The organism is Lelliottia sp. CFBP8978 (genome assembly GCF_034046055.2).
Taxonomy (GTDB): domain Bacteria; phylum Pseudomonadota; class Gammaproteobacteria; order Enterobacterales; family Enterobacteriaceae; genus Enterobacter.
Map to the genome: position 1 here is coordinate 3,354,925 of NZ_CM188253.1, position 12,069 is coordinate 3,366,993.

Sequence of the window (12,069 nt, forward strand, 5' to 3'; positions counted from 1 at the left end):
AGTTTAGCGTGGTCTGCCATCTCATGGCTTCGCTTTTACGCTCTTTTACCCTCTTTACACCGGTTTAACCGCATGATTAAGAATCCGCTTACTCATTAAGCGGCACGCAGGGCGACGCTTTAGCAGTAATCGGTCATATCGACTGTACCGGCTGTCGGACGTGGGCTAAGGTAATCATGACAACAACAATGAGGAGGTAAAGATGTTTACAGTTGGAGATCTTGTGCAGCCGCGTATGGGCGGGCCAAAGCTGAAAGTCGTCGAAGTGCATGACGATCAGATCGTCGCGGTGCAGGCGAATAATGAGCAGGGAGAAAAGCACACGCTGAAGGCGGCAGATGTTACGCTTTATAAAGAAGACGGCGATTTCGGCGTCTGCTAATGTTCAGGGCGGCGTGATACCGCCCTGCGGAAATACTTAGATTAAGAAATCATCCAGTGATTTACCGTTTGCCAGCGCATTTGCAATCGGCTTCGGCGTACGTCCCTGACCGGTCCAGGTTTTTTCTTCACCATTCAGGTCAGTAAAACGGTATTTCGCTTCACGCGCCTGACGTTTTTGCGGCTGGCTCGCGCCTTTCAGCACTTCTTTACCCAGTAAGTCTTCCGGGGAAATACCATCGGCTTTCATCAGTTCCAGCAGGGCATTAATTTTCTGCTGTTGCTCTGCCTGCTGTTGCTGCATTTCGTCTTGCTCATTACGTTTTTCTTCCGTAACGATGCGGAATTTTTCCAGCATTTCTTCAAGCACGTCAATTGAGAATTCACGCGCCATTGCGCGAAGGGTACGGATATTATTAAGATTTTGTAACATTGAAGACATATTACCGAAGACCTTTTATGAGTTGATATCACAAGCAATAGTGCAATATGGTAATCCACTTTACTTTGAATATCCAGTTACATTGCTCCCTGACTTTTATTAAGGATATTAAAAAAATATTTATTTAAATATCGTTACCTTTATTTGCATTCCCTGCCCATAACATTTTTGTTCATCACACAATATTTCACTTCAGGTCAGGCAATTTTTGATAAGTTCGCCATTGACGGCATACATCAGTGAATAAAAAATCAACATGTAAGCATAAAAAAACATATCGAAAAACAGAATTATTCACTGCCAGCCCGGCGCTGAAAGGACATTTATCACAATGCATTTCAACTTTTACCCCGTGCGAAAAAGAGTCTGCTGATCTCTCCCCCCAGCCCTTACCCATTACAACGATTAAAATTATAACCAAATGATTTTATTGTATATTTATCAAGGCTAAACACAAAATGCCGAAGCGGGGTTAAAGCGGATTGATTTAGAGAGTTTTGTGGAAAAAACGGCAATAAATAAAAATTTATCACTCATTGTGAGTTTCAATGCAGAGATATACCCTATACACGTCAATAAAACCAACCTAAAGCACCAGTCGCCGAAGGTCAAATTTCCCTGTAGTGTTCTTCTCAAGGAGTTCGGACATGTTCTCACCGCAGTCTCGCCTGCGTCACGCAGTTGCAGACACTTTCGCGATGGTTGTCTACTGTTCCGTAGTGAACATGCTGATCGAAATATTCCTCTCCGGAATGTCTTTTGAGCAGTCGCTTTCTTCCAGACTGGTGGCTATCCCCGTCAACATCCTTATTGCATGGCCGTATGGTTTTTACCGTGATGCGGTGATGCGCGTGGCGCGTCGCGTCGGCCCGTCGGGTTGGATCAAAAACCTGGCTGACGTATTGGCCTACGTCACTTTCCAGTCACCGGTATATGTGGCGATTCTTCTGACCGTGGGCGCAGACTGGCATCAGATTGCCGCTGCGGTCAGCAGCAATATTGTGGTGTCGATGCTGATGGGCGCCGTGTATGGCTACTTCCTCGATTACTGTCGTCGACTGTTTAAAGTCAGTCAGTACCATCAGTCCCGGGCGTGATTCAAAGCGACTGGCCCGGTGCCAGCCGCGTGCTTATTGCGGTTCGCCAAACAAACCTGTCAGAAATCGCTCCAGCGCCATGCGGGAACTAAAACCGTGCGGTATACCATAGTGTTGGTGCCTCTCCCCGGCTAAATAGAGGGGAAACTCCTGATAATGATCGCAGGTTTTGATATCCGTGGCGGGTTCAGCAAACGACAAACTTCTGTCTTTCAGCGTGGGATGAATAATCAGCGCAGTGCGTCCCATTCGGGCTTCGCGATTAACGTAAACATAATTATCGCCACGGCGATAACCGTATGTTTTTTGAGTCACTGCATCCATGATGAAACCCGCTTTTTCAAGAACGCGCGCCACCTCATCGGGTCGTAAATACATATTTTATCCTCGTTATCTTTTCCTGCGGGCCAACCTTACAATATTCAGCATTAGCAACGCTTTCAGATAAATCCACAAACGACCAGATAAGTCGTGACTCGCTTCAGATATTAAAATCCTGAGCTAAACTGAATGTGAACGCAAAATTATGGAGGATCGTATGTTTAACAGACCGAACCGAAACGATATTAATGACGACGCTCAGGATATTCGTAACGATGTCAGCCAATTAGCAGACACGCTGGAGGATGTTTTAAAATCCTGGGGTTCTGATGCAAAGGATGAGGCGGATGTCGCCAGACGTAAGGCTCAGTCTTTGCTGCGCGAAACCCGCGCCAGAATGCATGGCCGCTCGCGCACGACGCAAGCCGCCTGTGATGCGATTGGCTGCGCCAACACCTTTATTCGCGAAAAACCCCTGTACGCAGTGGGGACTGTCGCGGCTGTAGGGATATTTATTGGCGCCCTGCTGACCCTGCGTAAATAATCTGTCACGCGCATCATCGAGAGCCCCCGTTCGCCCCTGCGGACGGGGGTTTTTATTTTTCTGGCTAAAAATCAACCACACCCCGCATACACTCAGGCCTTGCCCGTTATCGTCATCACCCGGGCAGAATTAATCTATAAATCCCATATCTTGTATGGTTGAAACTTACACCAACTACATCTAGTATCCTCATTAGCAAGATACACACAATCTGACGCGTTCATTCGCGCCGTTCTCTCATTTTAGATGGAAATACGAATCATGCGCATTACTATTTACACTCGTAACGACTGTGTTCAGTGCCACGCCACCAAACGCGCGATGGAAAGTCGCGGCGTGGAGTTTGAAATGGTGAATGTGGATTTAGTCCCGGATGCTGCCGATACCCTCCGCGCTCAGGGCTTTCGTCAGCTGCCGGTGGTGATCGCCGGTGATACGAGCTGGTCAGGATTTCGTCCGGATATGATTAATCGCCTGCACACTCAGGCCATCAGCGCATGAGTGTGCTCGTCTACTTCTCCAGCAGCTCGGAAAATACGCTCCGCTTTATTGAGCGCGTCGGGTTGCCCGCGGTGCGTATTCCACTTAACGAGCGCGAGCGGATTCAGGTAGACGAACCCTATATTTTGGTGGTCCCCAGCTATGGCGGCGGAGGAACGGCGGGGGCAGTGCCTCGTCAGGCGATCCGCTTTCTGAACGATCCGCATAACCGGGCGCTGATTCGCGGCGTGATCGCGGCAGGCAATCGCAACTTTGGCGATGCATTCTGTCGCGCCGGGGATGTTATCTCTCAAAAGTGCGGCGTGCCGTATCTCTATCGATTTGAACTGATGGGGACACAGCAGGACGTAGAGAATGTGCGTAAAGGAGTGAACGAATTTTGGCAACAACAACCGCAGAACGCGTAATCCAGGGATCGACTGATTATCACGCGCTAAATGCCATGCTTAACCTCTACGATCGCGAGGGGCATATTCAGTTCGGCAAAGATCATGAGGCGGTAGAGGCCTTTTTTGCCGCTCATGTCCGCCCTCACAGCGTGTCGTTTGCCAGCCCTGAAGCGCGGCTCAACTATCTTATTGCAGAAGGATATTACGATGAGCGGGTGTTGACCCGTTACGCTCGCGCGTTTGTGATAACGCTTTTCGAGCGGGCCCACGCCAGCGGTTTTCGCTTCCGGACGTTTCTCGGCGCGTGGAAGTATTACACCAGCTATACGCTTAAAACTTTCGACGGCAAACGCTATCTGGAAAGTTTTGAAGACCGGGTCTGTATGGTGGCTTTAACGCTGGCGCAGGGTGATGAAGATCTGGCGCAGCAGCTCACCGATGAGATCTTATCCGGGCGGTTCCAGCCTGCGACGCCGACGTTTCTGAACTGCGGTAAAGCGCAGCGCGGCGAGCTGGTCTCCTGCTTCCTGTTACGCATTGAAGATAATATGGAGTCGATTGGCCGCGCGGTGAACTCCGCCCTGCAACTCTCCAAACGCGGCGGTGGCGTGGCGTTTCTGCTGTCGAATCTGCGGGAGTCCGGCGCGCCGATCAAGCGCATCGAAAATCAGTCTTCCGGGGTGATTCCGGTGATGAAAATGCTCGAAGACGCGTTTTCGTATGCCAATCAGCTTGGCGCACGCCAGGGCGCGGGCGCTGTCTATCTGCACGCGCATCACCCGGATATTCTGCGTTTTCTCGACACCAAACGCGAAAACGCCGACGAAAAAATCCGCATCAAAACGCTCTCTTTGGGTGTGGTGATCCCGGATATCACTTTCCAGCTCGCCAAAGAGAATGGCGAAATGGCCCTCTTCTCGCCCTATGATATTGAGCGCATCTATGGCAAACCGTTCGGCGATATGGCCATCAGCGAACGGTATGACGAGCTGGTGGCTGACGATCGGATCCGCAAAAAGTACATTAACGCCCGCGACTTTTTCCAGACGCTGGCCGAGATCCAGTTTGAATCCGGTTATCCGTACATGATGTTTGAAGATACGGTGAACCGCGCCAACCCGATTGCCGGGCGGATTAACATGAGCAACCTGTGCTCCGAGATTTTGCAGGTCAACAGCGCCTCTGCCTACGATGAGAATCTGGACTATGCCGATATCGGCAAAGATATCTCCTGCAATCTGGGTTCGCTGAATATTGCCCACACCATGGATTCACCGAATTTTGGCCGCACCGTGGAGACCGCCATCCGCGGCCTGACGGCGGTGTCTGACATGAGCCATATCCGCAGCGTGCCGTCGATTGAAGCGGGTAACACCGCCTCTCACGCCATCGGGTTGGGGCAGATGAACCTTCACGGCTATCTGGCGCGCGAAGGGATTGCCTACGGCAGCGCAGAGGGGCTGGATTTCACCAATCTCTACTTCTATACCATTACCTGGCATGCCCTTAATACGTCGATGAAGCTGGCGCGCGAGCGCAATCAGCGTTTCGCCGGCTTTGAACAGTCGCGCTATGCCAGCGGAGAGTATTTTAATCAGTATCTGGAAAGCGACTGGCAGCCGAAAACGGAGAAAGTGCGTGCGCTGTTTGCCCGCGCCGGTATCACGTTGCCGACGCGCGCGATGTGGCAGCAGCTGCGCGACGACGTGATGCGTCACGGCATTTATAACCAGAATCTGCAGGCGGTTCCGCCGACCGGGTCAATCTCGTATATCAATCATGCGACGTCCAGCATTCACCCGATCGTCTCGAAAATCGAAATTCGCAAAGAAGGTAAAACCGGACGCGTCTATTACCCTGCCCCGTTTATGACTAACGAGAATCTGGCGCTGTATCAGGATGCGTATGAAATCGGACCTGAAAAAATTATTGATACTTACGCCGAGGCGACCCGCCATGTGGATCAGGGGCTGTCGCTGACCCTGTTCTTCCCCGATACCGCCACCACCCGGGATATTAACAAAGCGCAGATCTATGCCTGGAAGAAAGGTATCAAGACGCTGTATTACATTCGCCTGCGCCAGCTCGCGCTGGAAGGCACCGAAATCGAAGGCTGCGTGTCCTGCGCGCTGTAAGGAGAAAGGATGAAACTGTCACGCGTCAGTGCCGTTAACTGGAACAAAATTCAGGACGATAAAGATCTGGAGGTCTGGAATCGCCTGACCAGCAACTTCTGGCTGCCGGAAAAAGTCCCGCTGTCGAATGATATCCCGGCGTGGCAAACCCTGAGCCATGCAGAGCAACAGCTAACGATCCGTGTTTTTACCGGCTTAACGCTGCTGGACACTATCCAGAATACCGTCGGCGCGCCCGCGCTGATGGCTGATTCCCTCACCCCCCATGAAGAGGCGGTGATGTCGAATATCAGCTTTATGGAAGCGGTGCATGCCCGATCGTACAGCTCTATTTTTTCGACCCTGTGTCAGACCAAAGAGGTGGATGCGGCATACAGCTGGAGTGAAGAGAGCCCTTCGTTGCAGCGCAAAGCCCAGCTGGTGCTGGAATATTACCGGGCCGATGAGCCGCTGAAGAAGAAAATCGCCAGCGTATTTCTGGAATCGTTCCTCTTCTATTCTGGCTTCTGGCTGCCGATGTACTGGTCGAGCCGCGGGAAACTGACCAACACCGCTGATTTGATTCGCCTGATTATTCGCGATGAAGCGGTGCATGGCTACTATATTGGCTATAAGTAACAGAAAGGACTGGAGAAAATAAACGAAGACAAACGCGAGGAGCTGAAAGGTTTTGCCCTCGATTTGCTGATGGATCTCTATGATAACGAACTGAGTTATACCGAAGAACTGTATGCCGGAACGGGCTGGGTTGAGGATGTGAAAGCGTTTCTCTGCTACAACGCCAACAAAGCGCTCATGAATCTCGGCTATGAGGCTTTATTCCCGGCAGAAATGGCGGAAGTGAATCCAGCTATTCTGGCAGCGCTCTCTCCTGGTGCCGACGAAAACCACGATTTCTTTTCCGGGTCCGGGTCATCATATGTCATGGGAAAAGCGGTGGAGACCGAGGACGAGGACTGGGATTTTTGAGCAGTAATATAGCGCTCATTAATTTAATGTAAGTTCGATAATTCCTCACATCTATTTCCTCATCATCTACACTGTCATTTCAGCTTCATATTCACCTGAATCATTGTGATTCAGGTGAAATTGAGCTGCGCGCTGACAAAAATCTCAGAAAAATTCGACCTGCGCTCAGCCCTTATCTCACGGGAAATTCAGCCGTTTCGCTTACCGCAAAATTCACACCGCAAACCCTGCAAGGGTTGTCTCAGATTCTGAGTATGTTAGGGTAACGCCAGACAATTATATCCACTGGTAATCATATCGACGTAAACTAATAACAGGAACCACTCTATTGCATGGCAATTAAATTAGAAGTTAAAAATCTCTATAAAGTATTTGGCGAGCATCCACAGCGCGCATTTAAATATATTGAAAAAGGGCTTTCAAAAGAACAAATCCTGGAAAAAACAGGGCTATCGCTTGGCGTTAAAGACGCCAGTCTGGCAATTGAAGAAGGCGAGATTTTTGTCATCATGGGGTTATCCGGTTCGGGTAAATCCACTATGGTTCGCCTTCTCAATCGCCTGATTGAACCCACCCGCGGACAGGTGCTGATTGATGGCGTGGATATCGCCAGAATATCGGAGACCGAACTTCGTGAGGTGCGCAGGAAAAAGATTGCGATGGTCTTTCAGTCATTCGCGCTAATGCCACATATGACGGTGCTGGATAATACCGCCTTCGGTATGGAATTAGCGGGTGTTGCGGCTCAAGAACGCCAGGAAAAAGCCCTGGATGCGTTACGTCAGGTTGGTCTGGAAAATTACGCCCACGGCTACCCGGATGAACTTTCCGGCGGTATGCGTCAACGCGTTGGTTTGGCCCGCGCATTAGCGATTAATCCCGATATATTATTAATGGATGAAGCCTTCTCAGCCCTCGATCCATTAATTCGCACCGAGATGCAGGATGAACTGGTAAAACTGCAGGCAAAACATCAGCGCACCGTGGTCTTTATTTCTCACGATCTCGATGAAGCAATGCGTATTGGCGATCGTATTGCCATTATGCAAAACGGTGAAGTCGTACAGGTGGGAACACCGGATGAAATTCTGAATAATCCCGCTAATGATTATGTGCGTACGTTCTTCCGCGGTGTGGATATTAGCCAGGTGTTCAGTGCTAAAGATATTGCACGTCGTTCACCGAATGGCATTATTCGCCGCACGCCCGGTTTCGGCCCGCGTTCTGCACTGAAATTGTTGCAGGATGAAGACCGTGAATATGGTTATGTCATTGAACGTGGCAATAAATATGTTGGCATTGTCTCCATCGACTCTCTGAAATCCGCGCTCAGTGAAAATCAGGGAATCGACGCGGCGCTCATCGACTCTCCGCTTGCCGTCGATGCCGAAACGCCGCTCAGCGAGTTGCTCTCTCATGTCGGTCAGGCCCCCTGTGCGGTCCCGGTCGTCGGAGAAGAACACCAGTACGTCGGCATCATCTCAAAACGAATGTTGCTGCAGGCTTTAGATCGCGAGGGGGCAAACAATGGCTGATCAATCTAATCCGTGGGGAACCACAGAGGCGGCGGATAGCGCTGCACAATCGGCAGATGCATGGGGCTCTTCAACCCCGGCACCGGCTGACGGCAACGGCGCTGCCGACTGGCTCACCAGCGCTCCGGCGCCGGCTCCAGAGCATTTCAATATTATGGATCCGTTCCATAAGACCCTGATCCCGCTGGACAGCTGGGTGACCGAAGGGATCGACTGGGTCGTCACGCATTTCCGCCCGCTGTTCCAGGGCATTCGTGTGCCCGTGGATTATATCCTTAACGGCTTCCAGCAGCTGTTGCTGGGGATGCCTGCGCCCGTCGCCATTGTGTTGTTTGCCCTGATCGCCTGGCAGTTCGGTAGCGCAGGAATGGGGATCGCCACGCTGATTTCACTGATTGCGATCGGCGCGATTGGCGCCTGGTCGCAGGCAATGATCACGCTTGCACTGGTGCTGACTGCGCTGCTGTTCTGCGTAGTGATCGGTTTGCCGATGGGGATCTGGCTGGCACGTAGCCCACGGGCGGCAAAAATCATTCGGCCGCTGCTTGATGCGATGCAGACGACTCCGGCGTTTGTCTATCTGGTGCCGATCGTCATGCTGTTCGGTATCGGTAACGTGCCGGGCGTGGTGGTCACCATTATCTTCGCCCTGCCGCCGATTATTCGCCTGACCATTCTGGGGATTAACCAGGTGCCGGCCGATTTGATTGAAGCCTCCCGTTCGTTTGGCGCAAGCCCACGACAGATGCTGTTCAAAGTCCAGCTGCCGCTGGCCATGCCAACCATTATGGCAGGGGTCAATCAGACGCTGATGCTCGCCCTCTCTATGGTGGTGATCGCCTCGATGATCGCCGTTGGCGGGCTGGGTCAGATGGTCCTGCGCGGGATTGGCCGCCTCGATATGGGGCTGGCGACCGTGGGCGGCGTGGGGATTGTGATCCTTGCCATCATTCTCGATCGCCTGACTCAGGCTGTCGGTCGCGATTCACGCAGTCGCGGCAATCGTCGCTGGTACACCACCGGCCCAATAGGGTTAATCACTCGCCCTTTCATTAAGTAACGATGTAGCTTACCCGGCGGCGACGCGCTTGCCGGGTCTACAAAGTCCCCCCTAAAATTAAGGAATAACGATGCGACATAGCGTACTTTTTGCCACAGCGTTTGCCACCCTTGTCTCAACCAGCACATTTGCAGCCGATCTGCCAGGCAAAGGCATCACCGTTAAACCGGTTCAGAGCACAATTTCCGAAGAGAGTTTCCAGACCCTGATTGTCAGCCGCGCGCTGGAAAAACTGGGTTACACGGTCGATAAGCCAAGCGAAGTGGATTACAACGTTGGCTATACTTCGATTGCCTCTGGCGATGCCACGTTTACTGCCGTTAACTGGCAACCGCTGCATGACGATATGTATGCTGCTGCGGGCGGTAGCAAGAAATTCTACCGTGAAGGGACCTTCGTGACCGGTGCGGCGCAGGGTTATCTGATTGATAAAAAAACCGCCGATCAATACCACATTACCAATATTGAACAGCTTAAAGATCCGAAAATCGCCAAACTGTTCGACACCAACGGCGACGGTAAGGCCGACATGATGGGTTGTTCTCCTGGCTGGGGCTGCGAAGCGGTAATTAATCACCAGAATAAAGCCTTCGATCTGGAGAAGACCGTTGATGTGAGCCACGGTAACTATTCCGCGATGATGGCCGATACCATTGCCCGCTTTAAAGAAGGCAAACCGGTTATCTATTACACCTGGACACCGTACTGGGTGAGCGACGTGCTGAAACCGGGTAAAGACGTGGTGTGGCTGCAGGTTCCGTTCTCCTCACTGCCTGGCGAGCAAAAAGATATCGACACCAAACTGCCAAACGGCATGAACTATGGTTTCCCGGTGAATACGATGCACATCGTCGCCAATAAAGCCTGGGCTGAGAAAAACCCGGCTGCGGCGAAGCTGTTTTCGGTGATGAAGCTGCCGCTGGCGGATATCAACGCGCAGAACGCCATGATGCATGAAGGGAAATCGTCTGAAGCCGATGTCCAGGGCCACGTTGATGGCTGGATCAAAGCCCACCAGCAGCAGTTTGACGGCTGGGTGAAAGAGGCGCTGGCTGCGCAGAAATAAAATCGGAGGGTTTTCCCCCTCACCCTAACCCTCTCCCTCAAGGGAGAGGGCACTGATTAGCGCTGTCGTTCCGCGATTCTCCGTCAAAGGAGTGGGCGTCAGACCGCACTTTCCCTAAACCGCACAAACCACTACGTAACAACTCCCCAACATTCACAGACATCCGTTATGATTGTTCTCTGAAAAATAATCACTCAACTGACGATTCCTGCGAATAATGACCAAAAATACTCAGGGGCTTAGCCCCGCGCTCATCCTGTTAATGTCTGTGGCAACGGGGCTGGCGGTGGCCAGTAACTATTACGCCCAACCCCTGCTCGATACTATCGCGCGGGCATTTTCACTCTCCGCCAGTTCGGCGGGCTTTATTGTCACCGCCGCGCAGCTCGGCTACGCCGCTGGCCTGCTGTTTCTGGTTCCGCTGGGCGACATGTTCGAGCGCCGTCGCCTTATCGTCATCATGACCTTACTGGCGGCAGGCGGGATGTTGATCACCGCCTCCAGCCAGTCGCTGGCGATGATGATCCTCGGCACCGCCCTTACCGGTTTGTTCTCGGTCGTCGCGCAAATACTGGTGCCGCTGGCCGCCACCCTCGCCGCCCCGGAAAAACGCGGCAAAGTGGTCGGCACGATTATGAGCGGCTTACTGCTGGGGATTCTGCTGGCGCGAACGGTCGCCGGACTGCTGGCGAGTCTCGGCGGCTGGCGCACCGTTTACTGGGTGGCCAGCGTTCTGATGGTATTGATGGCGTTTGCTCTGTGGCGCGGTCTGCCAAAAGTGAAGCAGGAAAATCATCTCAATTATCCGCAGCTTCTGGGGTCCGTTTTCAGTCTGTTCACTCAGGATAAACTGCTACGAACTCGCGCTTTACTTGGCTGTTTCACCTTCGCCAACTTTAGCATTTTGTGGACGTCGATGGCTTTCCTGCTGGCGGCTCCGCCATTTAATTATTCTGAAGGAGTCATCGGCCTGTTTGGTCTGGCCGGTGCCGCTGGTGCGCTGGGCGCGCGTCCTGCCGGTGGGCTTGCAGATAAAGGTAAATCCCATCTGACCACCAGCGCCGGGCTGATTTTACTGCTGCTCTCCTGGGCCGCTATCTGGTATGGACATATCTCCGTACTGGCGCTGATTGTCGGTATTCTGGTGCTCGACCTGACGGTTCAGGGCGTGCATATCACCAACCAGACGGTTATTTATCGTGTTAAACCCGACGCGCGTAACCGCCTGACAGCCGGTTACATGACCAGCTATTTTATTGGCGGTGCGGCGGGCTCGCTGATCTCGGCCTCTGCGTGGCAGCATGGCGGATGGGCGGGCGTATGTCTGGCGGGGACGGTCGTCGCTGTGCTTAACCTGTTCTTCTGGTGGCGCGGATATCATCTTCAGGAAGCGATTCACTAAGCTTTACATCGCTTTGGGGCTTCTTAGGGTGTTAAGGAGCCCCTCAGTCTGTTAAGGTGAGGGGAAATCATTTATCCCAGAAATTTTAATGTGGGTGACATATTTAATTGCCGCATGAATAGTTCAGACTTACTGGCCGCTCCAGATTCCATCAGATTGTTACATTCCCTGCCCCGTTTGAAACTTCATGCTGTTTCCCATCACCCGACTCTGTCTTCCGCGGGCGC

Annotated in this window: 12 protein-coding genes and 1 pseudogene; 11 read left to right on the top strand and 2 right to left on the bottom strand. The window is 52.2% G+C overall.

Annotated elements, in window-relative coordinates:
• Positions 1–202: 202 nt before the first annotated feature.
• On the top strand, positions 203–382 hold the full coding sequence (locus SOM82_RS15660; RefSeq protein ID WP_154128823.1) for a GDFGVC terminal motif YodC-like protein: 180 nt from the start codon (positions 203–205) through the stop codon (positions 380–382).
• A 36-nt stretch (positions 383–418) separates the two neighbouring features.
• On the opposite strand, the gene stpA is transcribed toward SOM82_RS15660, so the two are convergent.
• On the bottom strand, positions 419–823 hold the full coding sequence (gene stpA / locus SOM82_RS15665) for a DNA-binding protein StpA (RefSeq protein ID WP_154128822.1): 405 nt from the start codon (positions 821–823) through the stop codon (positions 419–421).
• A 647-nt stretch (positions 824–1,470) separates the two neighbouring features.
• On the opposite strand from stpA, the gene alaE reads away from it, so the two are divergent.
• On the top strand, positions 1,471–1,920 hold the full coding sequence (gene alaE / locus SOM82_RS15670) for an L-alanine exporter AlaE (protein ID WP_154125966.1): 450 nt from the start codon (positions 1,471–1,473) through the stop codon (positions 1,918–1,920).
• Between the two features lie 33 nt (positions 1,921–1,953).
• On the opposite strand, the gene SOM82_RS15675 is transcribed toward alaE, so the two are convergent.
• A complete protein-coding gene (locus tag SOM82_RS15675; protein WP_100779198.1) occupies positions 1,954–2,298 on the bottom strand; it encodes a DUF2002 family protein in 345 nt (114 codons plus the stop codon).
• A 160-nt stretch (positions 2,299–2,458) separates the two neighbouring features.
• Here SOM82_RS15675 and SOM82_RS15680 point away from each other — a divergent pair, with 160 nt between their 5' ends.
• From SOM82_RS15680 to SOM82_RS15720, 9 genes and pseudogenes are all read left to right on the top strand, one after another.
• Complete coding sequence (locus tag SOM82_RS15680) at positions 2,459–2,785, top strand: ElaB/YgaM/YqjD family protein (protein ID WP_100779197.1); 327 nt, start codon at positions 2,459–2,461, stop codon at positions 2,783–2,785.
• Positions 2,786–3,031: 246 nt separating this feature from the next.
• Positions 3,032–3,286 (top strand): glutaredoxin-like protein NrdH, encoded by a 255-nt coding sequence (gene nrdH / locus SOM82_RS15685; protein WP_154125967.1) that lies wholly within the window; start codon positions 3,032–3,034, stop codon positions 3,284–3,286.
• Positions 3,283–3,693: a class Ib ribonucleoside-diphosphate reductase assembly flavoprotein NrdI gene (gene nrdI, locus SOM82_RS15690; protein WP_154125968.1), complete on the top strand. Its 411-nt coding sequence runs from the start codon at positions 3,283–3,285 to the stop codon at positions 3,691–3,693. The genes nrdH and nrdI overlap by 4 nt, the downstream gene beginning before the upstream one ends.
• Positions 3,666–5,810, top strand: a complete 2,145-nt coding sequence (gene nrdE, locus SOM82_RS15695) for a class 1b ribonucleoside-diphosphate reductase subunit alpha (RefSeq protein WP_320461289.1) — start codon at positions 3,666–3,668, stop codon at positions 5,808–5,810. The genes nrdI and nrdE overlap by 28 nt, the downstream gene beginning before the upstream one ends.
• A gap of 9 nt (positions 5,811–5,819) precedes the next feature.
• Positions 5,820–6,779: pseudogene (nrdF, locus tag SOM82_RS15700) on the top strand (class 1b ribonucleoside-diphosphate reductase subunit beta).
• A gap of 332 nt (positions 6,780–7,111) precedes the next feature.
• A complete protein-coding gene (gene proV / locus SOM82_RS15705; protein WP_154125971.1) occupies positions 7,112–8,314 on the top strand; it encodes a glycine betaine/L-proline ABC transporter ATP-binding protein ProV in 1,203 nt (400 codons plus the stop codon).
• The gene (proW, locus tag SOM82_RS15710) at positions 8,307–9,374 is read left to right on the top strand and encodes a glycine betaine/L-proline ABC transporter permease ProW (protein WP_154125972.1); all 1,068 of its coding nucleotides are present in this window, start codon (positions 8,307–8,309) and stop codon (positions 9,372–9,374) included. Before proV ends, proW begins: the two co-directional genes overlap by 8 nt.
• 70 nt (positions 9,375–9,444) lie before the next feature.
• Positions 9,445–10,440, top strand: coding sequence for a glycine betaine/L-proline ABC transporter substrate-binding protein ProX (gene proX / locus SOM82_RS15715; RefSeq protein ID WP_320461288.1), 996 nt, complete (start codon positions 9,445–9,447; stop codon positions 10,438–10,440).
• A gap of 217 nt (positions 10,441–10,657) precedes the next feature.
• Positions 10,658–11,842 carry an MFS transporter gene (locus tag SOM82_RS15720; RefSeq protein WP_320461287.1) on the top strand — a complete coding sequence of 395 codons (1,185 nt, stop codon included), beginning with the start codon at positions 10,658–10,660 and terminating at the stop codon, positions 11,840–11,842.
• Positions 11,843–12,069 lie beyond the last annotated feature (227 nt).